The sequence below is a fragment of the Methylobacterium sp. 1973 genome (genome assembly GCF_040545035.1).
Lineage (GTDB): Bacteria > Pseudomonadota > Alphaproteobacteria > Rhizobiales > Beijerinckiaceae > Methylobacterium > Methylobacterium fujisawaense.
Genome location: NZ_JBEPLA010000028.1, coordinates 1 through 22560, shown reverse-complemented (window position 1 = coordinate 22560; position 22560 = coordinate 1). Strand labels below are relative to the sequence as shown.

At 69.6% G+C, this 22560-nt stretch carries 26 protein-coding genes; 12 read left to right on the top strand and 14 right to left on the bottom strand.

Annotated features, from left to right (window positions below; all coding sequences use genetic code 11):
• Positions 1–155 (bottom strand): 1-deoxy-D-xylulose-5-phosphate synthase N-terminal domain-containing protein (locus ABIC70_RS27830; RefSeq protein ID WP_354442319.1); only part of this gene is annotated, 155 nt, incomplete at its 3' end.
• Between the two features lie 202 nt (positions 156–357).
• Here ABIC70_RS27830 and ABIC70_RS27825 point away from each other — a divergent pair.
• The 4 genes from ABIC70_RS27825 to ettA all read left to right on the top strand — a co-directional run bounded on the left by ABIC70_RS27825 (position 358) and on the right by ettA (position 3639).
• On the top strand, positions 358–612 hold the full coding sequence (locus tag ABIC70_RS27825; protein ID WP_043387694.1) for a hypothetical protein: 255 nt from the start codon (positions 358–360) through the stop codon (positions 610–612).
• Entirely contained in the window at positions 612–1493 is an 882-nt protein-coding gene (locus ABIC70_RS27820) for a DNA/RNA non-specific endonuclease (protein ID WP_078947301.1), read from the top strand. Before ABIC70_RS27825 ends, ABIC70_RS27820 begins: the two co-directional genes overlap by 1 nt.
• A gap of 8 nt (positions 1494–1501) precedes the next feature.
• Positions 1502–1804: a hypothetical protein gene (locus tag ABIC70_RS27815; protein WP_043758810.1), complete on the top strand. Its 303-nt coding sequence runs from the start codon at positions 1502–1504 to the stop codon at positions 1802–1804.
• A gap of 182 nt (positions 1805–1986) precedes the next feature.
• Positions 1987–3639, top strand: coding sequence for an energy-dependent translational throttle protein EttA (ettA, locus tag ABIC70_RS27810; RefSeq protein WP_043354390.1), 1653 nt, complete (start codon positions 1987–1989; stop codon positions 3637–3639).
• Between the two features lie 329 nt (positions 3640–3968).
• Here ettA and ABIC70_RS27805 read toward each other — a convergent pair whose 3' ends face one another.
• A complete protein-coding gene (locus ABIC70_RS27805; RefSeq protein ID WP_053610897.1) occupies positions 3969–4916 on the bottom strand; it encodes an NAD-dependent epimerase/dehydratase family protein in 948 nt (315 codons plus the stop codon).
• Positions 4917–5202: 286 nt separating this feature from the next.
• Between ABIC70_RS27805 and ABIC70_RS27800 the strand changes: the two genes are divergently transcribed.
• Positions 5203–6396 (top strand): OpgC family protein, encoded by a 1194-nt coding sequence (locus ABIC70_RS27800; protein WP_354442314.1) that lies wholly within the window; start codon positions 5203–5205, stop codon positions 6394–6396.
• A 16-nt stretch (positions 6397–6412) separates the two neighbouring features.
• The gene (locus ABIC70_RS27795; protein WP_179697045.1) at positions 6413–6619 is read left to right on the top strand and encodes a DUF2256 domain-containing protein; all 207 of its coding nucleotides are present in this window, start codon (positions 6413–6415) and stop codon (positions 6617–6619) included.
• 76 nt (positions 6620–6695) lie between these two features.
• On the opposite strand, the gene ABIC70_RS27790 is transcribed toward ABIC70_RS27795, so the two are convergent.
• Genes ABIC70_RS27790 through ABIC70_RS27775 form a run of 4 tightly spaced genes read right to left on the bottom strand, consistent with a single transcriptional unit; the run spans position 6696 to position 9380 of the window.
• Positions 6696–7295 (bottom strand): nucleotidyltransferase family protein, encoded by a 600-nt coding sequence (locus tag ABIC70_RS27790; protein ID WP_354442311.1) that lies wholly within the window; start codon positions 7293–7295, stop codon positions 6696–6698.
• Positions 7296–7315: 20 nt separating this feature from the next.
• On the bottom strand, positions 7316–8359 hold the full coding sequence (locus ABIC70_RS27785; RefSeq protein WP_354442309.1) for a molybdopterin-binding protein: 1044 nt from the start codon (positions 8357–8359) through the stop codon (positions 7316–7318).
• Positions 8356–9057, bottom strand: coding sequence for an XdhC family protein (locus ABIC70_RS27780; protein ID WP_274926861.1), 702 nt, complete (start codon positions 9055–9057; stop codon positions 8356–8358). The genes ABIC70_RS27785 and ABIC70_RS27780 overlap by 4 nt, the downstream gene beginning before the upstream one ends.
• Positions 9057–9380: an XdhC family protein gene (locus ABIC70_RS27775; protein WP_043354401.1), complete on the bottom strand. Its 324-nt coding sequence runs from the start codon at positions 9378–9380 to the stop codon at positions 9057–9059. The genes ABIC70_RS27780 and ABIC70_RS27775 overlap by 1 nt, the downstream gene beginning before the upstream one ends.
• Before the next feature lie 279 nt (positions 9381–9659).
• Between ABIC70_RS27775 and ABIC70_RS27770 the strand changes: the two genes are divergently transcribed.
• Positions 9660–11057, top strand: coding sequence for an ATP-binding protein (locus ABIC70_RS27770; protein WP_354442317.1), 1398 nt, complete (start codon positions 9660–9662; stop codon positions 11055–11057).
• A gap of 6 nt (positions 11058–11063) precedes the next feature.
• Here ABIC70_RS27770 and ABIC70_RS27765 read toward each other — a convergent pair whose 3' ends face one another.
• Positions 11064–11297: a hypothetical protein gene (locus tag ABIC70_RS27765; RefSeq protein WP_236952712.1), complete on the bottom strand. Its 234-nt coding sequence runs from the start codon at positions 11295–11297 to the stop codon at positions 11064–11066.
• A gap of 249 nt (positions 11298–11546) precedes the next feature.
• Between ABIC70_RS27765 and ABIC70_RS27760 the strand changes: the two genes are divergently transcribed.
• Together ABIC70_RS27760 and ABIC70_RS27755 are read left to right on the top strand one after the other, a co-directional pair.
• Positions 11547–11738: a hypothetical protein gene (locus tag ABIC70_RS27760; protein WP_043354407.1), complete on the top strand. Its 192-nt coding sequence runs from the start codon at positions 11547–11549 to the stop codon at positions 11736–11738.
• 23 nt (positions 11739–11761) lie between these two features.
• Positions 11762–12943 carry a pyridoxal phosphate-dependent aminotransferase gene (locus ABIC70_RS27755; protein WP_043354409.1) on the top strand — a complete coding sequence of 394 codons (1182 nt, stop codon included), beginning with the start codon at positions 11762–11764 and terminating at the stop codon, positions 12941–12943.
• Between the two features lie 174 nt (positions 12944–13117).
• On the opposite strand, the gene ABIC70_RS27750 is transcribed toward ABIC70_RS27755, so the two are convergent.
• The 3 genes from ABIC70_RS27750 to ABIC70_RS27740 all read right to left on the bottom strand — a co-directional run bounded on the left by ABIC70_RS27750 (position 13118) and on the right by ABIC70_RS27740 (position 15208).
• Positions 13118–14128, bottom strand: coding sequence for an alpha/beta hydrolase family protein (locus tag ABIC70_RS27750; protein ID WP_244447677.1), 1011 nt, complete (start codon positions 14126–14128; stop codon positions 13118–13120).
• 162 nt (positions 14129–14290) lie between these two features.
• The gene (locus tag ABIC70_RS27745) at positions 14291–14803 is read right to left on the bottom strand and encodes a DUF533 domain-containing protein (RefSeq protein WP_043758825.1); all 513 of its coding nucleotides are present in this window, start codon (positions 14801–14803) and stop codon (positions 14291–14293) included.
• A 69-nt stretch (positions 14804–14872) separates the two neighbouring features.
• On the bottom strand, positions 14873–15208 hold the full coding sequence (locus tag ABIC70_RS27740; protein ID WP_043387705.1) for a hypothetical protein: 336 nt from the start codon (positions 15206–15208) through the stop codon (positions 14873–14875).
• Positions 15209–15458: 250 nt separating this feature from the next.
• Here ABIC70_RS27740 and ABIC70_RS27735 point away from each other — a divergent pair, with 250 nt between their 5' ends.
• Positions 15459–16343: a transglutaminase-like domain-containing protein gene (locus ABIC70_RS27735; protein ID WP_043387706.1), complete on the top strand. Its 885-nt coding sequence runs from the start codon at positions 15459–15461 to the stop codon at positions 16341–16343.
• A gap of 11 nt (positions 16344–16354) precedes the next feature.
• Here the strand turns inward: ABIC70_RS27735 and ABIC70_RS27730 are convergent, their stop codons facing one another.
• Positions 16355–17383 carry an alpha/beta hydrolase gene (locus ABIC70_RS27730; RefSeq protein ID WP_354442305.1) on the bottom strand — a complete coding sequence of 343 codons (1029 nt, stop codon included), beginning with the start codon at positions 17381–17383 and terminating at the stop codon, positions 16355–16357.
• A 190-nt stretch (positions 17384–17573) separates the two neighbouring features.
• Here ABIC70_RS27730 and meaB point away from each other — a divergent pair, with 190 nt between their 5' ends.
• On the top strand, positions 17574–18560 hold the full coding sequence (gene meaB / locus ABIC70_RS27725) for a methylmalonyl Co-A mutase-associated GTPase MeaB (RefSeq protein WP_043387707.1): 987 nt from the start codon (positions 17574–17576) through the stop codon (positions 18558–18560).
• A gap of 144 nt (positions 18561–18704) precedes the next feature.
• Positions 18705–19082: a CsbD family protein gene (locus tag ABIC70_RS27720; protein ID WP_043354576.1), complete on the top strand. Its 378-nt coding sequence runs from the start codon at positions 18705–18707 to the stop codon at positions 19080–19082.
• A gap of 173 nt (positions 19083–19255) precedes the next feature.
• Here ABIC70_RS27720 and ABIC70_RS27715 read toward each other — a convergent pair whose 3' ends face one another.
• The 3 genes from ABIC70_RS27715 to ABIC70_RS27705 all read right to left on the bottom strand — a co-directional run bounded on the left by ABIC70_RS27715 (position 19256) and on the right by ABIC70_RS27705 (position 22316).
• Positions 19256–20041, bottom strand: a complete 786-nt coding sequence (locus ABIC70_RS27715; RefSeq protein ID WP_075380728.1) for a 3-hydroxybutyrate dehydrogenase — start codon at positions 20039–20041, stop codon at positions 19256–19258.
• A gap of 74 nt (positions 20042–20115) precedes the next feature.
• On the bottom strand, positions 20116–21624 hold the full coding sequence (locus tag ABIC70_RS27710) for a sensor histidine kinase (protein ID WP_287089557.1): 1509 nt from the start codon (positions 21622–21624) through the stop codon (positions 20116–20118).
• Positions 21621–22316, bottom strand: coding sequence for a response regulator transcription factor (locus ABIC70_RS27705; RefSeq protein WP_043354572.1), 696 nt, complete (start codon positions 22314–22316; stop codon positions 21621–21623). The genes ABIC70_RS27710 and ABIC70_RS27705 overlap by 4 nt, the downstream gene beginning before the upstream one ends.
• Positions 22317–22560: the final 244 nt, after the last annotated feature.

Here is a 22560-nt window from a genome sequence, read left to right as displayed (position 1 = left end):
TGGCCGCCGGTGATCGACACCGCGTCGATCATCTCGGCGCGCACCGCCTCCGCAACAGCCGGAAGATCCGATTCCGGAAGACGCCGCAGCGCCGCTGGATTCGGGACACGGTCCAGCAACGCCGATTGCTCAGGGGAGAGTGCCAATGGTCGCATCCGTTCGTTCGAATATGGCGACGGCTCCGTCACGGGCCCGTGGCAACCGCAACGCCAGCACCCCGGGAGCACGCGTTCATGCTAGAACCCGCCCGTCCGCCGCTGTCATGATAGTGCCAGGTACGGATGAACGGCGGCGCGATCAATGTCGGGCCGTCGCTTTTTTGAATCACGTGCCCTTAACGCCACAAGAGGTTCGCCTTTGAATCCGGCTCGTCTGTGCACAATCCTGCTCGCGCTCGCGATTACGGTTTACGGTCAAGCTTACGCCGCGGCGCGGCCGCTGGACGGCAATCTCGACTTCGCGTGCAACTTCCTGGGCAAGTGCCCGGCCCGGGTCGCCCCGGGCGGCCCGGACCGCGATGTCCGCCCGTTCAACGGCACCCTCGGCCGGCCCTGCGCGTGGCGGGATCGCCCGACCCCGGAGGGTGTGCGCCGGGTCCGCGTCTGCTGGTGATGCGCGCGCCGGCTCTCATCGCCACAGCCCTGGTTCTCGCGCTCGGATCGGTTCCGGTCGGCGCCCAGGATGCCTGTCCGGGGCTGTTCGCCGATGGGCGGATGCCCGTCCTCACCAATCCGAAGCTCGCCGTTCGGGCGACCCCCCTGTGCTTCGAGGCCTTCGCGGTGCTGCATTCCGGCGTGACCCGCACGCCCCTCTACGCCGCCGAGCACCTCACCCGCGCCAGCATCGCCGCGGCCCGCGCGGTGGCACGCGACGATTCCTTCCACGAAGAGGCGCGCCTGCCGGAAGACCAGCGCGCCGCCCTTGAGGATTATGTCCGCAGTGGGTTCGACCGGGGCCATCTCGCGCCGGCCGGCGACATGCCGACGGCAAGCGCCCAGGCCGAGTCGTTCAGCCTCGCCAACATCACGCCGCAGAACCGCGTCCTGAACCGCGGGCTCTGGGCCGATATCGAGGAAGGCACCCGGCGCCTGACCAGCCGGCGCGGTGCGCTCTTCGTGGTCACCGGTGTGATCTTCTCAGGCGACGCGGTGCAGCAGATCAAGGGCGGCGTGCTCGTCCCGACCCACTTGTTCAAGGCCCTCTACGATCCGGCCAGCGGCGAGGCCGGAGCATACCTTGCCCGGAACGACGATTCGAAGGATTGGCGCGTGCTGTCGATCGACGATCTGCGCCGGGAATCCGGCATCGACGTCTTTCCCGGCCTGCCGCAAGCGGCTCGCGCGACCGCGATGAGCCTCCCGGATCCCCAGGCTTCCGCCCGCGCGGACGAGCGCCGGCCCCGGCACGAGCAGACCTGGCAGGAATGGCTGGAGCGCGAGCTGGCCCGAGCGGCGCGGAAATTCCTGCGCGACCTGCTGCGTTCGTTCTTCTGAGAGGACCCATGCCCAAGGACACGCAACGCGCCTCCGGAGGCGCGACGGAAGATCCGAAAGCCTTCACGCCCTTCGCGGACGATGCCGGCGTGCGCACCATCGGCAGCTTGAGCTTCGAGAACGGCACGGACCGGATCGCCCTGCACGGATCCCTCGACATCACCCGCGACAGGACCGGGCTGGAGCAGGCCCGGCTTCTCCGGAAGACGCTGGACGCGATCGTGAAGACCCTGGAGGCCTCCGATCTGCCCGAAGCGGTGGCGGAGGCGCCGGACGCGCCGCCGCGATCGGTGAAGAACCCGTTCGCCTGAGAGATCGGCGCCCGGCGACGGCCGGGCCGTCCTTGCCGCTTCCCGGCGGGCCTGATACTCCGACAGAGTCATTCCTATATCTTAGGGACGCGCGTCCAGGACGGGGACTGATGCCCCGTGCCTGACCCGTGCCGCTGGCACGATCCGCGCAGTCCCGAACAACGCGCCGAGGACGATCCGCGATGGCTCGCGAATTCATCTACCACATGCGGGGCCTGACCAAGGCCTATACCGGCGGCAAGAAGGTCCTGGATAACGTCAACCTGTCGTTCTACCCGGACGCCAAGATCGGCGTCCTGGGCATCAACGGCGCCGGCAAGTCGACGCTGCTCAAGATCATGGCGGGCCTCGACAAGGAATACACCGGTGACGGCTGGGTCGCGCAGGGTGCGCGCGTCGGCTATCTGCCGCAGGAGCCCCAGCTCGATCCGAACAAGACCGTCCGCGAGAACGTGATGGAGGGCGTGGCCGAGAAGCAGGCCATGCTCGACCGCTACAACGAACTCGCCATGAACTACTCGGAGGAGACGGCCGACGAGATGACCGAGCTCCAGGACCGGATCGAGTCGCTGGGCCTCTGGGAGCTCGATTCGAAGGTCGATCAGGCCATGGAGGCCCTGGGCTGCCCGAGCGACGAGCAGCCGGTGGCCACCCTGTCGGGCGGCGAGCGGCGCCGCATCGCCCTGTGCCGCCTCCTCCTGTGGGAGCCGGAACTGCTCCTCCTCGACGAGCCGACCAACCACCTCGACGCCGAGACGGTGAACTGGCTGGAGGGTCACCTGCGCCAGTATCCCGGCGCGATCCTGATCGTGACCCACGATCGCTACTTCCTCGACAACGTCACGAGCTGGATCCTGGAGCTCGATCGCGGAAAGGGCATCCCGTACGAGGGCAACTATTCGGCGTGGCTGGTCCAGAAGCAGAAGCGCCTGGAGCAGGAGGGCCGTGAGGACATGGCCCGGCAGCGCTCCATCGCCCGCGAGCAGGAGTGGATCGCCGCCTCCCCGAAGGCGCGCCAGTCCAAGTCGAAGGCCCGCATCACCCGCTACGAGGAGCTGGTGGCCAAGCAGGCGCAGAAGATCGACGCCGCGGCCCAGATCGTCATTCCGATCGACGAGCGGCTCGGCAACAACGTCATCGAGTTCGAGCATCTCAGCAAGGCGTTCGGCGACCGGCTGCTGATCGAGGATCTGTCGTTCAAGCTGCCGCCGGGCGGCATCGTCGGGGTGATCGGCCCGAACGGCGCCGGCAAGACCACGCTGTTCAAGATGATCACCGGCCAGGAGAAGCCCGACAACGGGAAGATCGACATCGGCGAGACGGTGAAGCTCGGCTACGTCGACCAGTCCCGCGACGCCCTCGATCCGAACGCCACGGTCTGGCAGGAGGTCTCGGGCGGCAACGACATCATCTATTTCAACAAGCGCGAAATCAATTCGCGTGCCTATTGCGCGGCCTTCGCCTTCAAGGGGCCCGACCAGCAGAAGAAGGTCGGCACGCTCTCGGGCGGCGAGCGCAACCGGGTGCACCTCGCGCGGACCCTGAAGGGCGGCGCCAATGTGCTGCTCCTCGACGAGCCGACCAACGACCTCGACATGGAGACCCTGCGCGCCCTCGAAGACGCGCTGGAGGACTACGCCGGCTGCGCCGTCATCATCAGCCACGATCGCTGGTTCCTGAACCGCATCGCGACGCACATCCTCGCCTTCGAGGGCGACAGCCACGTGGAATGGTTCGAGGGCAACTTCTCCGAATACGAAGCCGACAAGGTGCGCCGGCTCGGGGCGGATTCGATCATGCCGAAGAAGATCAAGTACAAGCGGTTCTCGCGCTGAGGACCGGCCCCGTCGTTCCGGGGCCGTAACGGCGAAACCGGAACCGAATAGCCGTTGACGGGCGAGGTCCAGCCCTGGACCTCGCCCGGGTACGCTCTGAACACGGCCGGGAGGAATCCATCGGCCGGTCGCGCGGTCCCTGACCTCGGTTCAAAGCCTCTGCGGCGCTCCGGCGATGCAGATTGCCGGAGCGACCGGGAGATCGGATGTCGTGCCCCCCTGCGCCCGGGGGGAAAGGCGGATGCGCGGGCTCCCGGAGCGCTTGCAGAGCCGGAGCGTGCCACCCCGGGGACCGGGACGGCATCGACGGCCGCCCGCCCGATATGCCCTCATCCGAGTTGCGCCCGGGCCTCCGACAGAATCGTGGACAGGCTTCGCGAGAGCGGGATGGCTGGAGTCCATCCGGTGGCGGTTGCGAAGGCCGTGGAATCACAGCCCTCGCTACGCACGCCCGCCGCCCGGACCCGATCGGGCGAGACCCGAAGGGTGAAGCGCGCGCCCGTCATGCCGCGGAACATCTCCAGGATCTCGGCGACCGGCGTCACGACCCCCGATCCCACGTTGAAGATTCCGCCATTCGGAAGATCGTCGATCTGTCCGATCACGCGCAGGCACGCCGCGGTGACATCGGCCACGTCGACGAAATCGCGCCCGGCGGAGAGGTCGCCAACCTCCAGGCTCGGGGGCACCAAGCCTCGCTCGATACGGGCGATCTGCCCCGCGAAGGAGGCGACCACGAACGTCTCACTCTGACCCGCACCGATGTAGTTCGATGGTCGCAGCACCAGATGCTTGACGCCGGCATTCGCCAGGACATCGCGCAGGATGTACTCGCAGGCGTTCTTGGTTCGGCCCGCGATGGTGTCGGGACGCGGCGTCACGGTCTCGTCCGGACGTGCCTGCTCGCGGAACGCCTCCCCGTAGACGACGGTCGAGCTGAGGAACACCAGGGCCGCGCGGGTCTTCGCCACCGCCTCGGCCAGGTTCAGCGTTCCGAGCAGTTCGGCCCGCCAGGCATAGGACGGTGTCTCGCTCGACTGGGCCACGGATGCCAGCGCCGCCAAGTGGAACACGATGGTGGGGTCGAAGGCGGCGATCGTCTCGGCGAGTTCGTGGGCATCGAACGGATCGACGGCTCTCAGCGACACGCCACCGAGGGGCGGTTGCGGAGCCCGATCCAGGCCGAGGATGGAACTACCGGGCGGAAGTCCCCTGTGCAGCGCCTCGAGCAGGCGGCGGCCGAGATAGTCTCCGGCTCCGGTGACGAGGACGCGCATGGCCGTTGCCCTGAACCTTGCCCTGTAGCGCGCCCCGGGCCTTGGCCCTCCCGATGGCGGGCGAGGAAAGCCGGGATCGCCCACCGCCTCTATACCGGGCTCGGCCGCGATGCGAGAGGCCCGAGGCGCTCCGCGGAGCGTCGGACCATCGGGGCGACGGATCCCTGCGCCGGGCCGAACACAGGCGCGTGATCGGCGCAGCCGCGCACCGCAGGCGCGCTATTGTTGCACCGCGGACTCTGCCGTATCCCACATCCGGTCGGAGACCGCCGCGGTGATGAACTGAGTGACGCGCGTCGACGATCTTGAGCGGCCCGCTGCCACGAAGCAGCGGACGATCCCCGCGCCGGAAGCCGGCACGCGGCCCACGAAGCCCGTCCGTGACGCGCGGGTCGACGTGGTGCGCGGGCTGGCGCTGCTGACGATCTTCGTCGACCACATCCCGCGCAACGCGCCGGCCCTGCTGACGCTGCACAATTTCGGATTCTCGGATGCGGCCGAGATCTTCGTTCTTCTCGCCGGCTATTCCTCGATGATCGCCTATGGCGGACTCTTCCGCCGAGCCGGCGTCCGGACGGCGCTGGTGCGCATCGCGCAGCGCTGTCTGCGCATCTACCTGTTCCAGGCGGGGCTGCTGTTGGCGACCCTGGTCATCGTCCGGATCTGGATGGACATCACCGGTCTCACGCCGCGGTTCGGCGTCGCGCCCCTGCTGCAGATGGGGCTGCTGCCGGGCCTGCTGCGCGGCCTCGCGCTGAACGCGCTCCCGAATTACCTCGATATTCTGCCGCTCTACATTCTGCTTCTGGCACTGTTCCCGCTGATCTATCTCGGGATGCGGCGCGGGATCTGGGGCGTCCTGGCGCTGTCGGCGACCCTGTGGATTGCCGCCAACGTCGATCATCAGCTGAACCTGCCGAACGCCGCGGCGGTCGATGAGGGCTGGTACTTCAATCCCTTCGCGTGGCAGTTCCTGTTCGTGCTCGGAGCGGCCCTCGCCGTCTGGGTCCAGGCCCAGGACGGATTGCTGCCGTGGCGTAGCTGGGCCGTCGCCATGGCCTCGGCCTATCTCGCCTTCGCCTTCTTCCAGGGCGGCTCCTGGGCGGAATGGGGGCTGCCGGACCTCCGGCCGCTGTCGATCGGGGTCCCCGACAAGAGCCATGTCGGCCCCCTGCGCCTGATCAACATGCTGGCCCTGGCCTACCTGCTGTTCAGCATACCCGCGGTGGCGCGTCTCAGCCGGTGGCGGCGGCTGCGCCTGATCGATGCCTGCGGCCGGCACTCGCTCGAGATCTTCGCAGCCGGATGCCTGGCGGCGCTCATCGGCCGCATTCTCTATCGGACCTTCGACGCCACATGGCCGCTGCAGATCGCGGTCAATCTCGGCGGGCTCGCGGTCATGCTCGGATTGGCGCACCTCCTGGATGCGCGCCGCCGCGGTGCCGCCGCTCCGGGCCCGGACCTGCGCCGGCCAGGATAGGACGCGAGGAGAGACGATGCCGCCGATGCGCCGCAAGGGTGACCTGCCCGAGAAGGTCTGTGCCCAGTGCGGCCGCCCGTTCGCGTGGCGCAAGAAGTGGGCACGCGTCTGGGACGAGGTCCGCTACTGCTCCGACCGATGCCGGGCCGAGGCCAAGGCAGGGCGCGGGCGCACCGTCGGGGCGAGCGCAGAAACCCGCCCCACGACCGCGCGACAGGGATAGGCGGCGCACCGCCGGATCGACCGCAGGCACGGACGGCCGTCGGCGCGATCCGTCCCACACCGAGGGCGCCGATGGCTCAGGCCGGACCACGGCTTAGGGCGGCGAGCCCGGCCGGCGTGTCGATGTCGAGGGCGGTGGCCGGATCGCCTGGGATCTCCAGCACGTCGGGCCGCCCCCTGAGCAGCGGTCCGGCCCCGTGGTCGCCGGCGAGGCGGCCGATCTCCTCCCCGAGGCGACGCAGGTTGAGCAGTACGGGATTGCCGCGCCGCCCGTCCTGCACCGGCACCACGGCAGCAGGAGCCACCGCAGCCCCCGTGAAGGCGCTCACGAGACGGTCGATATGGGCGGCCGTCACCCGCGGCATGTCGCCCAGCACGATCACGGCGCCCGTGCAGCGGGGTGGCAACGCCGCGAGACCGGCGCGCAGCGAGGATGCCAATCCGGTACGGTAATCCGGATTGTCGATCCGGATCAGGTCCAGCCCGGCCAGCGTCGCGCGGACCGCCTCCGCGTGCGCGCCCAGCACGACCACCACAGGGCGGGGACAAGCCTCGAGGGCCGCCTCCGCCGCGTGGCGCACCAGCGGCTTGCCGTCGAGGGGGGCGAGCAGCTTCGGCGCAGAGCCGAACCGGCTGCCGAGGCCCGCGGCGAGCAGAACCGTGCCGACCTCCGGCATCCCCGAGATCCTCTGCCCCCTCAATCGTCTATCGCCGGATCGCGCGCGTCCCCTGTCACCGCGCCGCCGGCGCGGGGCTGCGGACGCGAGACGATCTCCATCAGCAGACCGCCGACACCGAGGGCGACGATGTCGGCACGGGTTACAACCAGATCTGCGAGCAGACGGTGCAGAATCCAGTCGAATCCGTTCTCCTTCGGCGAGCGCGCGCAGCCCGGGGCGCCGACCACCGGCACGTCGCCCCGGGCACCGACAAGGAGCAGGTTGCCGGGATCGACCGGCATGCCGAGGTGTGCGACATGCCCGCCGGCCGCCTCGATTCCGGCCGGGATGACGTCGCGGCGGTCGGCGATGGCCGAGGCACCGAACACAACCACGAGGTCCGCCCCGGCTCTATCGATGAGATCGGTCACCGCAGCGGCCACGGCGTCGTCGGTGTGGGGGATCCGGGCTTCGGCAACGATCGCGGCGCCCGTGGGGGCGAGACGTTCGGCCAGAACCCGGAGCGTCTTGTCGATGGTGGCCTCCTTGAGGCTCGGCAGCCGCGTCGAGACCACGCCCACACGGCGGCGGCGATAGGTCGCCACCGCCATCGCGTCGGCTCCGGCCGCCGCACAGGCGCGGGCCAGCACGGCGCCCGGCACGGCGTAGGGGATGATCTTCACGGTGGCGATCATTTCGCCCTCGATCACCGGCCGGAAGCGCGACAGCGTCGCCACCGTCACCGCCTCGTCGACGGCGTTGACGGCCTCGATCCGGGTCGGGTCGAGCGTCAGCACCCCGGGCCTCTCGGCGAACAGGTTGCAGCGGCCGGTGAACGGCGACTCGACACGCAGGTTCGCCCCGCGAAGACAACCGGCGAGCCGCGCGGCCGCGTCGTCCTCGCCGACATCGCCCGGCTCCAGGGCGGCCACCACGATCTCCGAGAGGCCGGTCCGCGCGAGACCGGCGGCCTCCTCCGGGCCGATCACCGCCCCCTTGCGCAGGGTGATGTCAGCCCGCCGGACCGTATGCGCGCTGATCAGTCCGCCCGCCTCGGCGAGCGGGACGGTCCCGAACCTCACGCGACCTCCGGACGGGGCGCGCGGCGCAGGCACGCCACCACCTCGGCGAGCACGGCCAGCGCGATCTCGGCGGGACTGACGGCACCGATCGGGAGCCCGATCGGCGCGTGGATCCGGCCGATCTGCGCGGGCGTGAACCCCGCCTCGGTGAGCCGCGCGACGCGGGCCGCGTGGGTCTTCCGGGAGCCGAGGGCGCCCACGTAGAAGCACTCGGCCGCCAGGGCCGCCTTCAGCGCAGGATCGTCGATCTTGGGATCGTGGGTCAGGGCTGCGAGGGCGCAGTAGCGATCCAGCACCGGGACGGTTGTGCCGAGGGCGGCGTCCGGCCACTCGGCGACCAGCGCGATGCCCGGGAAACGCTCCGGCGTGGCGAATGCGGTGCGGGGGTCGATCACCGTGAGCGCGAGGTCGAGCCCGGCCGCCATCGGCGCCATGGCCTGCGAGATGTGGACGGCGCCGACGACCACGATCCGCACCGGCGGCACCTGCACGGTGAGGAACAGGGTCCGCCCGTCAGCCTCGACGAGGCCGCTCTTGCCGGACGCAAGGTGTTTCGCCAGGACGTCGGCCAGGGGGTCGACGGCGAGGTCCGACTCGCGCACGAGGCGCTGCGCGCCGTCGGCGATGTCGGTGACGAGGATCGCGGCGCGGCGGGCCGCGCGCTCGTCGTTCAGCGCCGCAAGGATGTCGCTGCGCATCAGTCGACCCGCTCGACGAAGACCCGGATCCGCCCGCCGCAGGACAGGCCGGCCCGCCAGGCCGTCTCGTCCGCGACGCCGAATTCGAGGACGCGCGGCGTGCCGGCCTCGATCACCTCGAGGGCCTCGGTGATGACCGCGCCCTCGACGCAGCCTCCCGAGACGGAGCCGAGGAAGTTGCCGTCGCCGTCGACCGCGAGGTGGCTGCCCACGGGCCGGGGCGCCGAGCCCCAGGTCTCGATCACGGTGGCAAGCGCCACGGCGCGACCGTCGCGCCGCCAGGACTGGGCGGCGGAGAGGATGTCTGTATCGGTGCTGAGCATGGCCTCGTGGACTTTCGGCCGGCGGGTGGCCCCCGCTTCCCACAGGTATGGCCCACGCGCCGCCGTGCAAGGCGCCCTCCGACTCGCACACCATGCCCACCGCCCGGGGCACCGGGCCTGTGGCCGTCGTGCGCGCGCCTTGGCCGATCCCGGCGCGGATGCGATAACAGGCCGGCCAAGCGTTCCCGCTCAGACCATGTCCGCCACCGTCGAACGGAGTTCATGCCAGACGACCCGCCCCTGCTTTCGCGGGAGGGAGCGGCGCGTGCTCCGGGTGACGTGAACGCCCCCGATCCCGCTCTGGCGCGCAGGCTGCGCAAGGATCCGCCGCCGCGCTCCGCGCCGCACCGCCTGTGGCGGCGCATCAGCCGGGCGATCGGCGACGTCCTGCCGAAAGGCCTCTACGCCCGTTCGCTGATCATCATCATCGCGCCGGTCGTCCTGCTCCAGTCGGTGATCGCCTACACCTTCATGGAGCGGCACTGGCAGCTCGTGACCAAGCGCCTGTCGGCGGCGGTGACCGCAGACGTGGCCGCCTTGATCGACATCTACGAGAGCTACCCGCAGGACAAGGATGCCGAGACCCTCTCGCGCATCGCCGGGGAGCGGCTGAACCTCGACCTCGACATCCTCAAGGGGGCCAAGCTCCCGCCGCCGGGCCCGCGCCCGTTCTTCTCGATCCTCGACGAGGCCCTCTCGGACGAGATCAAGCGCCAGATCCGCCGGCCCTTCTGGATCGACACGGTCGGCCGCTCCAACCTGATCGAGATCCGGGTGGCGATCCCCGACGGCGTGATGCGCATCACCGCGCGGCGCAGCCAAGCCTACGCGTCGAATTCGCACATCTTCCTCGTCTGGATGATCGGCTCCTCGCTGGTGCTGCTCGGGGTCGCGATCCTGTTCCTGCGCAACCAGATCAAGCCCATCCTCCGCCTCGCCGCGGTGGCGGAGGGCTTCGGCAAGGGCCGGGAGATCGAGTTCCGGCCGCGCGGCGCCCGCGAGGTGCGCCAAGCCGGTCACGCCTTCATCGAGATGAAGCGGCGGATCGAGCGGGCGATGGAGCAGCGCACGACGATGCTGAACGGCGTCAGCCACGACCTGCGCACCATCCTCACCCGCTTCCGCCTGTCCCTGGCACTGGTCGAGCAGACCAGCGAGATCGAGGATCTCAGCCGCGACGTGGATGAGATGAGCCGGATGCTGGAGGGCTACCTCGCCTTCGCGCGGGGCGACTCGGCCGAGCCCGCGACGCCCACGGACATGCGCGCCCTGCTGGAGGACCTGCGGACCGACGTGGAGCGCCTCGGCGCCCATGTCTCCGCCGTGGAGCTCGTCGGCACGCCCGAGGTCACGGTCCGTCCGGGCGCCTTCCGGCGTTGCCTGTTCAACCTCGCGGCCAACGCCGTGCGCTACGGCGAGACGGTGGCGATCTCCGGCCGACTGGAGGCCCGGACCTTCTTCGTCTCCATCGACGACGACGGGCCGGGCATTCCGGCCGAGAGCCGCGAGGACGTGTTCAAGCCGTTCGTGCGACTCGACGACGCCCGCCAGGACGCCGGTGGCTCCGGGCTGGGCCTGTCGATCGCGCGGGACATCGCCCGCGCCCATGGCGGCGACATCACCCTGCACGACAGCCCCCTGGGGGGTCTGCGGGCCACCGTCCGGGTTCCGGCCTAGGCCGGATCAGGCATCGGCGGGCCGGCGCAGGCGCAGGTGCTCGGCCTGCACATTCCGGATGAGATGATCGAGGCTGGCCTCGTCGAGGCCGGCGCCGACGAGCCGGGTGCGCAGGCTCGCCTCGCCGTGCCACGCGTAGCCGGCATCGTGCGGCAGGTGGCGCAGCAGGAGGGCGCTCACGATCGATTCACGCCGGTAGGCGGGGTGGCGCAGCAGCTTCCCGATATGGAGGACCAGCATGTCGACGCCGGAGGTCGCGGGGTCCGAAGCCCCCGTGCCCTTCCCATTCCCACTGACCGATGCCCGACGCATACATGCCCGCCTTTGAGAGGCGATACTCTCGCGCCAAATGATTGCACATCCATGAGCGTTCGGACGAGCCGGCGAAAAACTGCCGATTCCGGGGTCCCAACCTTCGCAGCACGGTGATATGCAGGGTCGTTTTCCCAGGGCCGCGGTCAGCCGCGCGCCGGATTTCGAGTGCCGCACATGAACCCGCTCGTCCCGCTCTTCATCCTGCTCTCGCTGCCGCTCGCGGCCATCGGGCTCGTGCTCTACACCGACGAAGGCATCAACCCGGACCTGTTCTACGCCTCCGTGAAGACCTTCGTGATCCTGGGCGCGATCGCGGTGGCGATGTCGTTCGGTGCGATGAAGCTCTCCGAGCGGTCCAAGCACTGAGATCCCACCGCCCGGAGGGCGCGATGCTGCAGGTGGTCCCGGCCTTCTCGCGTATCGGCGAGGAAAACGCCTTCGCGGTGCTGGCCCGCGCCCAAGCCCTCGCCGCGCAGGGCCGGGACGTGATCAACCTCGGTATCGGCCAGCCGGACATGCCGACCCCCGCCCACGTGGTCGAGGCGGGCATCAAGGCCCTGCGCGACGGCCACCACGGCTACACGCCGGCGGTGGGCATTCCGCCGCTGCGCGAGGCGGTGGCCCGCGACATCCATCGCCGCCACGGCGTCGAGGTCTCCCCCGAATCCGTGATGATCGTGCCCGGCGGCAAGGTCACCATGTTCATGGCGATCCTGATGTTCGGCGCGCCCGGAACCGAGATCCTGTATCCGGACCCCGGCTTCCCGATCTACCGCTCGATGATCGAGTTCACGGGCGCGACGCCGGTCCCCGTGCCGATCCGCGAGGAGAACGGTTTCGCCTTCTCGGCGACCGAGACCCTGGCGCTGATCACGCCGAAGACCCGGCTGCTGATCGTCAACTCACCCGCCAACCCGACGGGCGGCGTGACACCGAAAGCCGAGATCGACGCCCTGGTGAAGGGCCTGGCCGAGCACCCCGACGTCGCCGTGCTGTCGGACGAGATCTACGGCACCATGACCTACGACGGCGAGACCCATCACTCGCTGCTCAAGTATCCCGAGATCCGCGACCGGCTCGTCTACCTCGACGGCGCGTCGAAGACCTACGCGATGACCGGTTGGCGCCTCGGCTGGTCGGTCTGGCCGAAGCCGCTCTACGACGCGGCCCGCAAGCTCGCCGTCAACGCGCATTCCTGCGTCAACGCGGCGACCCAGTGGGCCGGCATCGCGGCGCTGGACGGCCCCCAGGACTGCGTGACCGAGATGGTCGCCGAATTCGACCGGCGCCGGACGATCGTGGTGGACGGTCTGAACGCCTTGCCGGGCGTGTCGTGCATCGCGCCCAAGGGCGCATTCTACGCCTTCCCGAATATCTCCCGGACCGGCTGGAAGGCGAAGGCGCTGGCGTCGGCCCTTCTGGAAGAAGCGGGCGTCGCGGTGATCGGCGGCCCGGATTTCGGCGTCCACGGCGAGGGCTACATCCGTCTGTCCTATGCCAACTCGGCCGAGAACATCCGACGTGCATTGGACCGGATGGGCACGTTCCTCAGCGAGCAGAAGCCGGCCTGACTTTCCGTCGGGTCGGAAAAGCCCCTCGTCGCGCCCTCACCCTGAGGCGCCGGAGCGCGGGGGAGGCCTGAAGGCGCTTCCGGATCCCTCGATGATTCCTGAAACCCGCCTTCGAGGCCCGCTGCCGCAGGCGCGGCGACGGGTGGGATCGACCGGGTATCCGAACGGGCTTCCCTACGACTTGCCGGGGGCCCGCTTGTCGATCCAGCCCGCCAGCCAATCGGCGATATCGAGGCTGTTCTTGTCCTGCATCAGCATGTGCGAATTGCCGTGGATGCCGATCTCCGGCAGCAGGATCAGCTCCGCCCGGCCGCCCGCGGCATTCGCCGCCGCCACGAAGCTGCGGCACTGCTTGAGCCGCGGCGCCCAGCGGGGCGAGGCGTCGACGTAATCGCCGAAGAGGACGAGGATCGGCAGGTCCCTGTAGGGCGCGAGATCGTCCTTCGCCGGGTCCGGGCACGCGGCCGGCTCGATGGCGACGATGGCGCGGATGCCCGACCGGTCGAGGGACGCGGTCTGGAACGGGTAGATCCCCGATTGAGAGTGAGAGATCAGCACCGCACCTTTGAGCTTCTTGGCCAGTTCCGACAGGGCCGGCACAGTGGGGTTCGGCACCGGGAGCGCGGCCGACCAGTCCGGGACCATCTGCTTCCAGAACTCGCCCTGGGCCTCCAGGGGGAACTGCATGTCGGGAAACACCTTCGGGTATTCCGGCCCGAACCGGAAGATCGCCCAGGCCGGCTCGCGCCCGGCCGAGAAGACCGGCGGCAGCGCGTTCGGGTCGGCCCGCCCCATCTTCACCGCGTTGATCTGGGCCGGGCTCGCCGCCGAGCGACCGCGCCAGGCCTGATCGATCACGTAGGTCGGGAAGCCGCGCCGGACGAAGTACTCGTCCCAGCCCATGCGTCCGTCCGGCGTCGTCTCCCAGGTCTTGCCGGTGAGGCAGCAGCCGTGGATCAGCACCAGAGGCGGCCGTCCGGTCGTCACCGGAACCTGATAGCGGACATAGATCTGGTCGACGCTGATCGTGCCGGACGGTGCATAGGCCGGCAGCGTCGACAGCGTGTCGGACTGAACGTCACGGCCGCCGACGAAGAAACTGCCCTGCTCGGCAATGGTCAGGGGGCCGGCGGCCGGTTCGGCGGCACGGGCAGTTCCGCCGCCAATCAGCATCGCACCGACCAAGGCACAGGCGCTCCGCCAGACGCGCCCGCGCGCAGGCACTGACAGTCCCGACATGAAATGTCCCGTCCTCCCGCGAAGGGCCAGTCCGGACCCGTTCCCGACCGGAAGCCTAGCATGAAGCTCGGCGGCAATGGGAGTTCCCCGCGCCCGTCCGGTTGCCGGTCAGGCCGCGATGTTGCGCTCGACCCGGTCGATCGCGTCGGCGGGAAGATCGAGGGCCTCGGCCAGCATCTTCAGGAATTGACGCTCCTGGAGCGTATCGGGATCGATGGCGAGCCGCGCCGCCGCGAAGATCCGCGCCGCCGCATCGGGGCTTGCGACCCGCTCGGCGATCTCGTCGACGTCGGCGGGATCCGCGAGCTCCCGATCGAGCCAGGATCGCCCGTCGGGATCGAGGCCCGCATCCGCGACGGCCGTATCGAGGCGCTTCCGCTCGGCCGCGTCGACCATGCCGTCGGCCGTCGTGGCCGCCACCATGGCCCGCAGCATCAGCCGGGCTTCGTCCTCATCGATCTCGGTGAAGTCCGGGCCGCCCGACTCGGGCGGTGGGGCACCGCGCAAGGCCCGGTAGGCGAGGCTGCCGATCAGCGCCAAGCCTCCGAGGGCCGCGCCGGCGGCTAGACCGCCGCCCCTGGAGCGCACCAGTGCGTCGACGATCCGTCTGCTGTCAGCCATGCCAACCTCCCGGGATTGAATCCGATTCGGATCGGAAACAACCCGGGAGGCGCTCGGGTTCAGCCGCGCTCAGGCATCGGCCTCATCCTCGTCCTCGTCGATATCCACCAAGAAGACGATGTCGGCCTCATCGGCGTCGTCCGAATCGGTCTCGGTGTGATGGGGATCGTCGACGAAATCGCCCTCGCCGTCGTCCTCTGCCAGCGCGTCCTCGAAGATCTCGACCTCGTCCTCGGTGGCCGCCCGGACCTTGAGCGGCGACGTGCCGTTCCAGAGCGGCTTGCCGCCCGTCGTCATGGTCCGGATGTCTTCCTTGAATCCGTCACAGGTGAAGAGGTCCTTGGCGGACGCCTCGTCGCTGTTGATCACCGCAACGGCGGTGCCGTCGATCTCGAGCGTGAACATGGCCGGCATCCTTCTCGTAACCGTCCTCAGGCGCGCCCATTCAGCAGGCTGACCCACGGGTGCGACGCGCTGCCCCGGGAAGAATCACGGATGCTCCCCCCGGCAGCCATGAGCGCCGCGCGCGGATGCTGTAGGGGTGAACCGGACGGCCGCCAAGCCCATCCCGCCTCCACCGGCCCGAAAGCCATGGCGCGGATCCTGCGGGGCAGCGGTGGCGATGAAACTCGGACGCGAAGAAGGATCACCGCGGATGCGGATCAGGCTCGGCTGCGAGATGCGCTACGCCTTCCCCTATCCCGTACCGATGGTGGTCATGCTGAACGTGCATCCCACCCGGGCGGGCGCCCTGGAGGCCCCCGACACGCTGCGCACCGAGCCGCCCGTGCCGGTCGACCTCTATCGCGACGGTTTCGGCAACCTGTGCGCGCGGCTGAGCGCGCCGGCCGGGAGCTTCACGATCGGCACGGACGCAGTGATCGACGATGACGGGCGCCCGGACCCGGTGCACCCGGAGGCCAAGCAGCACGCGATCGAGGACCTGCCGGCCGAAACCATCGTGTTCCTGCTGCCCAGCCGGTACTGCGAATCGGATCTGCTGGCCGACGAGGCGTGGCGCTTGTTCGGCCATACCGAGCCCGGCTGGAGCCGGGTGCAGGCGGTCTGCGATTTCGTGCACGACCACATCGCATTCGGCTACGAATTCGCTCACGGCGACCGCACGGCGCAGGATGCCTATGCGGGTCGCCGCGGCGTCTGCCGGGACTTCACCCACCTGGCCGTGGCCTTCTGTCGCGCGCTGAACATCCCGACCCGCTACTGCACCGGTTATGTCAGCTTCATCGGCGAGCCCGAGCCGCACCCGGCGGGCGATTTCGCCGCCTGGATGGAGGTCTATCTCGGCGGGCGCTGGCACGTGTTCGACCCGCGCAACAACGCCCCGCGGATCGGCCGGGTCATGGTCGCCTACGGCCGCGACGCCGCGGATGTGCCGCTGACCCACACGTTCGGACCGAATCCCCTCGTGGGCTTCCGGGTCTGGGCCGACCGGATCGACCATCTGGACGCCTCCGGCGACGCGCCGATCCTGCCGGAGGAACCCCTGCCGCCGCAGAGCATGACGACCCGGATGGGGTGAGCGCCGCGCGCCTACACCCCGGCGCCCCGGGCGATGGCGCGCTTGACCACCCCCTGCACATCCGGATTCGAGAGGAACAGGTCGTGGTTGATCAGGCCGCCGCCGTAATCGGAGGCGTCGGCGACGCGCACGCCGAGTGCCTCGAGCTTGGCGCGATCGGCCGCGCCCGCCCGCACGCCCCCCGCCAGGGCGGCGGAGAGTTCGAGCGCCCGGTCGTTGGTGGAGGAGATCACCGTGATCTTCGAGACATCGGGTCCAAGGCGGGCGACGCCGTTGGAGAACAGGTCGAAATCGATGTCGGGTGCGGCCAGCACCACGGCTCCGATCCGCGCCATCGCGGCCTCGCCGGCCTCGGCGCGGAGCAAGCGCAGGGTCTCGAGCGTGAGGAGCGTGCCCATCGAGTGCGCGACGATGTTGATGCGGCCGCCGCTCGGCGAGGCGGCCAGCGCCTTGAGCAGGTCCTCGAAGGCGTCGCGCGACCAGAGGGCGCTCTCGCGATCGTAATTGTAATCGAGGGTCGCAGCCGCCGACGGCCACGTGAACAGGCCGGAGACGCCGCCGAAGCGGATGCCGTCCGAGAGCCTGGCCGCGCTGATCGCGGCCGATTCGAACGATTCGCGGTAGCCGTGGACGTAGATCAGCACGTCCCGCCCGAGGGCCGCCTGCGAGAAGGCTGTGGCGGCACCGGATCCCGTCTCGAATTTCGGCACCGCGCCGATCGTCCAGTCGCCGGTGATGACGGACGAGACCTTGCCGAGGAGCGAGCGGTCGGGCGGCGACAGGCGCACCTCCGCGAAGCTCAGGCCGCGGCCGCGGTCGCTGCTGAAATACGGCGGCCGGGGCGGATTGCCCACGGGCTTGCGGGTCGTGGCGACCAGCAACACCGGCATGACGTCGAGGGCCGATTGCTTTTCGGGCAAGACCGCGCCGGTCCCGAGATCGTCGGTGACGCAGGCGCCGAGCGACGGGGCGAGACCCGCGGCGCCCGCGAGAGCTCCGAACCGGAGAAGGACGCGACGTGAGACGATCTGGCTCGACATGATCCGGTTGCGCTCGGGCGGGGTGCCCTCCGTCGCCCAGGATCGTGACCATCGCGGGGCACGATCACGGCAGGTCGGCGTGAATAGCGGGCATGACCGGGCTTGTGGTGGACGGGCCACAGCCTGCCCATCCCCCGGTGCTGGTGCCCTCCCCCTCGACGGCAGCCGTCGCCGCGGCCATGAAGGGACCATGACGCCGTCCATCGACATTCAGAGCCTTCGCGAGCGCCTGCTGCGCGGCGACCGCGCCGCGCTGGCCCGGGCCATCACGCTGGCCGAGTCCAAGCGCGCCGATCACCGGGCCCTGGCGGCGGATCTCATCGATTCGGTTCTGCCCGAAACCGGTCGGGCGATCCGCGTCGGGATCACCGGCGTGCCCGGCGTCGGCAAGTCGACCACCATCGACGCCCTGGGCTCGAACCTGACCGAGGCCGGCCACAAGGTGGCGGTGCTGGCGGTCGATCCGTCCTCTTCCCGGACCGGCGGCTCGATCCTGGGCGACAAGACCCGGATGGCGCGGCTGTCGCACGATCCCAACGCCTTCATCCGCCCCTCCCCGTCCTCCGGAACGCTCGGCGGCGTGGCGGCCAAGACCCGCGAGACCATGCTTCTCTGCGAGGCCGCGGGCTTCGACGTGATCCTCGTCGAGACGGTCGGCGTTGGCCAGTCGGAGACGGCGGTGGCCGACCTGACCGATTTCTTCCTGGTGCTGATGCTGCCCGGGGCGGGCGACGAGCTCCAGGGCATCAAGAAGGGCATCCTCGAACTCGCCGATATGATCGCGGTCAACAAGGCCGATGTTGGCGAGGCCGAGCAGCGGGCCAATGCAGCGGCTTCGGAATACCGTGCGGCGTTGCACATCCTCACCCCGGCCTCCGCCACCTGGACGCCGCCGGTGGTGACGATCTCGGGCTTCCACAATCTGCGTCTCGACGCGCTGTGGGCGAAGATCGTCGACCACCGGGAGAAGCTCACCGCCACCGGAGAGATCCAGGCGAAGCGCCGGACCCAGGACGTGAAGTGGATGTGGGCGCTAGTGGACGAGCGTCTGCACCAGCGCCTCGTCGGGTCCCCGGAGGTCCGGCGCCGCACGGCCGAGGCGGAGGCGGGTGTGGCGCGGGGCGAGACATCCCCCGCCGCCGGCGCCGCGGCCATCGCCGAGCTGATCGGCCTCTGACCTGTCCCGTCTGCCGCGGAGACGCTGGCCGCGCATAATTTCATGGCGGCCGGGGGCACAAACGCCATCTCGCGCGTTCGGTGGACGACGGCGTAACGAGCGACGCCCGCGTCGCGGCGCCGCGCTCACGTCCAGGAGAGTGCCATGGTGGATACGGATCGGATCGTCGGCGGCGCCAAGGAGGCCGTCGGCAAGGTTCAGGGCGCGGCCGGAGATTTCGCGGGCTCGAACCGCGACTCGGTCGAGGGTCGGTTCCGCGAGGCCCAGGGCGAGGCGCAGAACGTCTATGGCCAGGTGAAGGACAAGGCGCGCGACATCGCCGACCGGGCCGGCGACGTCGCCAGCGACGCGTATGACCGCGCCGGCGACATCGCGGGTGAGGCTTATGAGCGGAGCGGTTCCTACCTCCGCGACGGGCGTGCCGCCGTCGGCGCCCGCGTGGAAGAGAATCCCCTGGTCGCCCTGCTGATCGCCGGCGCGGTGGGCTACGGCCTCGCCCTGCTGGTCCACGGCCGCCGCTGACCGAGGAGCGGCCCCACCTGAAGCCGGGCGGGGCCGCAATCCCACAGGCTCCGCCCGATCGTCGCGGCTGATCTGACGGCTGCGGAACGCCCATGATACCGAGGGTGTCGATACGGAAGGTGTCAGCCCCCGGGTGACGGGCCCTGCCTTCCGGAACGCAGCAGTGGACGCCGCTACTGCGCGGTCCAGCCGCCATCCATGCTGATATTGGCGCCGGTGATCTGGCTCGCCGCATCGGAGCACAGGAACACCGCCAGTGCGGCGACCTGATCGACGGTGACGAATTCCTTGGTCGGCTGCGCCTTCAGCATCACGTCTTCGATCACCTGCTCCTTGGTCAGACCGCGGGCCTTCATCGTGTCGGGAATCTGCGACTCCACCAGGGGCGTCCAGACGTAACCGGGCGAGATGCAGTTCACCGTGATCTTGTGGGGCGCGAGTTCCAGTGCCGCCGCCTTGCTCAGGCCCGCGATCCCGTGCTTGGCCGCCACGTAGGCCGACTTGAACGGCGAGGCCACCAGCGAATGGGCCGAAGCGGTGTTGATGATCCGGCCCCAGCCCCGTGCCTTCATCCCGGGAATTGCCGCATGCATCGTGTGGAAGGCCGAGGACAGGTTGATCGCGATGATCTGCTCCCACTTCTCGGCAGGAAAGTCCTCGATCGGCGAGACGAACTGGATCCCGGCATTGTTGACCAGCACGTCGACGGATCCGAAAGCGCCTTCCGCCTCGCGCACCATGGCGTTGATCGCCTCGGGCTTGCTCATGTCGGCGGACGAATAGTGGACCTTGACCCCGTAGGCGCTTTCGATCCCGGCCCGCGTTTCCTCGATGGCGGTCGCGTCCCCGAACCCGTTGAGCACGACGTTGGCTCCCTCGGCCGCAAGGGCGCGCGCGATGGCAAGTCCGATGCCGCTGGTCGAGCCGGTGACGAGGGCGGTCTTGGTCTTGAGGGTCATGGAGCCTCCTGGAACTCGGGCGCTCTGCCGATCAGATGGAAAGACGGCGCGGTCGCAGCGGGACAGGTCGCGACCTAACTAGCGCGGGACGGGGACGCCGGCACAGGGCCGCCCGATGCCGGTGCGGGCAGGATGTCACCGGCTTCCGTCTGCGGGCGCGGTGAAGCCGGAAGGCCGATCTCGACCCGCAGCCCTGGGGCGTTGTCGAAGAGCCGCAGGGTCCCGTGATGCAGGCGCACCACGGCGTTGACGAGGCTGAGGCCCAGCCCGAAGCCCGGTCGCGAACGGGCATCCTCCAGGCGCACGAAGCGACCGAGGACGCGGGCCCGCTCCGCTTCGGGGATGCCCGGTCCATGATCGGACACGGCAAGGCGGATCGTCTCGCCGTCGCGCCATGCCTCCAGCGTCACGCTGGCCTCCGCTCCGGCGGATTCGGCCCCATATTTCAAGGCGTTGTCGATCAGGTTGGCGAGGGCCTGCCCGATCAGCTCGCGGTTGCCCGCGATGGTGAGGTCGTCCTGCGCGCGCACCGCGAGCGTCAGCCCCTGATCCTCGGCGACCGCCTCGTAGAGTTCGCCGACGCTCCGCACCGTCTGGCCGATATCCAACGGTCCCAGCATCTCCCGGGCAGACCCGGCTTCGAGCCGCGCGATCATCAGGAGGGCATTGAACACCCGGATCAATCCGTCGCCTTCGTCGATCACGGCTTCCAGCGCCGCGCGCAATTCCTCCGGCGTCGAGGCCCGGCGCAAGGCCTCGTCGGCGCGGTTGCGCAGGCGGGTCAACGGCGTCTTGAGGTCGTGGGCGATGTTGTCGGAGACCTCCCGCATGCCGCGCATCAGCTCGCCGATCCGCTCCAGCATCAGGTTGAGGCTCGACGCGAGGCGGTCGAGTTCGTCGCCGTTTCCCGCCACAGGGAGCCGGTCGTCGAGATCGCCTGCCATGATCGCGCGGGTGGTCTGGGTCATGGCATCGACCCGGCGCAGCACCCGGCTCGCTGCCAGCCAGCCGCCGATCACGCCGAGGAGCACGACGGCGGCGAGCGAGGTGAGGAAGGCGCGCCCGATCACCGCCCGCAGACGGTCGCGCTCCTCGGTGTCGCGCCCGACGAGCAGCCGGAATCCGCCCGGCAGGGTGAAGACCCGCACGATCGCCTGATGCGCCTCGGCATCGGACTCGTTGCGGCCGTAGCGCGTCTCGGTCTGACCTGGGGTCGCCAGCACGGCGGCGGGCACGTAGCCGACATTGCCGACCACATGGTCGCCGCCGGCCGTCGTCACGAGGTAGAGCGAGGCGCCGGGCTCGCGCGAGCGCCGCTCCACCACGGTGATCAGCCGCCGTAGACCGCCGGCATTGTATTGTTCCGACAGGCCGTTGATCTCGGCATCGATCGTCGAGACGATCTGGTCGTCGAGTACCGCGCGGGCATTCCAAGCGACGTAGCCCAGCGCAAGGAATGCGCAGAGGGCGAAGATCGCCAGATAGGCCAGCGACAGCTTGAAGGCGGTGGTGCGGAACAGCTTCTGGAAGCGCGCAGCCCCCGTCTCGCGGGCGACCAGAGCGTCAGCCGGAACCGCGCTCACCCGGAAGCGCCCTCCTCGAAGCGCAGGACATAGCCGGCACCCCGAACCGTATGGATGATCGGGGACGCGAACCCCTTGTCGAGCTTGCTGCGCAGGCGCGAGACGTGAACGTCGATGACGTTGGTCTGCGGATCGAAGTGATAGTCCCAGACATGCTCCAGCAGCATCGTGCGTGTCACGACTTGGCCCGCATGCCGCATCAGGTATTCGAGAAGACGGAATTCGCGGGGCTGCAACGGGATCTCGCGGCCGGCCCGGGTCACCCGATGGGACAGACGGTCGAGTTCCAGGTCGCCGATCCGGTAGCGCGTCTCCTCGGCGGCTCCCGAGCCGGCCTGCCGCCGGGCCAGCGCCTCGGTGCGGGCCAGCAGTTCCGAGAAGGCATAGGGTTTCGGCAGATAATCGTCGCCCCCGGCGCGCAGCCCCTTCACCCGGTCGTCGACCTGCCCGAGTGCCGACAGGATCAGCGTCGGGGTCGCGACGTTCTGCTCGCGCAGCGACCGGATCAGCGACAGGCCATCGAGCTTCGGCAGCATCCGGTCGACGATCAGCACGTCGTAGTCACCCTCGCGGGCCAGCGCGTAACCGTCGAGGCCGTCATGCGCGCTGTCGGCGACATGGCCGGTCTCACGGAAGGCCTTGACGAGATAGGCCGCCGCCTCCTGATCGTCCTCGATGATGAGCAGTCGCATGGCCCCGTTCCATAGCGCGCCGCGTGGGTCGGGGGAACGTATCTCCATCAACATGGTCAAGTCGCTCCCCTCCCCTCTCGGGCTGAACGGGCCGAGGTCGCGGACCTCGGCCCGTTCCGAAGCGGGGCGCGGACGACTCGGAGGGCGCGTGACCTTGCCCCGTGTTTGCCCCCGTTCATAACCAGAGTCCGTTCTGGTTCTGGTCCTGTTGGGACCGGGTTGCAAATGCGTTCGGGGTGAGCCC

Excerpts from the sequence above, each read along its gene's own strand:
- ABIC70_RS27820 (WP_078947301.1), top strand. The coding sequence starts at position 612 with ATGCGCGCGCCGGCTCTCATCGCCACAGCCCTGGTTCTCGCGCTCGGA.
- ABIC70_RS27815 (WP_043758810.1), top strand. The coding sequence starts at position 1,502 with ATGCCCAAGGACACGCAACGCGCCTCCGGAGGCGCGACGGAAGATCCG.
- ettA (WP_043354390.1), top strand. The coding sequence starts at position 1,987 with ATGGCTCGCGAATTCATCTACCACATGCGGGGCCTGACCAAGGCCTAT.
- ABIC70_RS27805 (WP_053610897.1), bottom strand. The coding sequence starts at position 4,916 with ATGCGCGTCCTCGTCACCGGAGCCGGAGACTATCTCGGCCGCCGCCTG.
- ABIC70_RS27795 (WP_179697045.1), top strand. The coding sequence starts at position 6,413 with ATGCCGCCGATGCGCCGCAAGGGTGACCTGCCCGAGAAGGTCTGTGCC.
- ABIC70_RS27790 (WP_354442311.1), bottom strand. The coding sequence starts at position 7,295 with ATGCCGGAGGTCGGCACGGTTCTGCTCGCCGCGGGCCTCGGCAGCCGG.
- ABIC70_RS27780 (WP_274926861.1), bottom strand. The coding sequence starts at position 9,057 with ATGCGCAGCGACATCCTTGCGGCGCTGAACGACGAGCGCGCGGCCCGC.
- ABIC70_RS27775 (WP_043354401.1), bottom strand. The coding sequence starts at position 9,380 with ATGCTCAGCACCGATACAGACATCCTCTCCGCCGCCCAGTCCTGGCGG.
- ABIC70_RS27765 (WP_236952712.1), bottom strand. The coding sequence starts at position 11,297 with ATGCTGGTCCTCCATATCGGGAAGCTGCTGCGCCACCCCGCCTACCGG.
- ABIC70_RS27760 (WP_043354407.1), top strand. The coding sequence starts at position 11,547 with ATGAACCCGCTCGTCCCGCTCTTCATCCTGCTCTCGCTGCCGCTCGCG.
- ABIC70_RS27755 (WP_043354409.1), top strand. The coding sequence starts at position 11,762 with ATGCTGCAGGTGGTCCCGGCCTTCTCGCGTATCGGCGAGGAAAACGCC.
- ABIC70_RS27745 (WP_043758825.1), bottom strand. The coding sequence starts at position 14,803 with ATGGCTGACAGCAGACGGATCGTCGACGCACTGGTGCGCTCCAGGGGC.
- ABIC70_RS27740 (WP_043387705.1), bottom strand. The coding sequence starts at position 15,208 with ATGTTCACGCTCGAGATCGACGGCACCGCCGTTGCGGTGATCAACAGC.
- ABIC70_RS27735 (WP_043387706.1), top strand. The coding sequence starts at position 15,459 with ATGCGGATCAGGCTCGGCTGCGAGATGCGCTACGCCTTCCCCTATCCC.
- ABIC70_RS27730 (WP_354442305.1), bottom strand. The coding sequence starts at position 17,383 with ATGTCGAGCCAGATCGTCTCACGTCGCGTCCTTCTCCGGTTCGGAGCT.
- meaB (WP_043387707.1), top strand. The coding sequence starts at position 17,574 with ATGACGCCGTCCATCGACATTCAGAGCCTTCGCGAGCGCCTGCTGCGC.
- ABIC70_RS27720 (WP_043354576.1), top strand. The coding sequence starts at position 18,705 with ATGGTGGATACGGATCGGATCGTCGGCGGCGCCAAGGAGGCCGTCGGC.
- ABIC70_RS27715 (WP_075380728.1), bottom strand. The coding sequence starts at position 20,041 with ATGACCCTCAAGACCAAGACCGCCCTCGTCACCGGCTCGACCAGCGGC.
- ABIC70_RS27705 (WP_043354572.1), bottom strand. The coding sequence starts at position 22,316 with ATGCGACTGCTCATCATCGAGGACGATCAGGAGGCGGCGGCCTATCTC.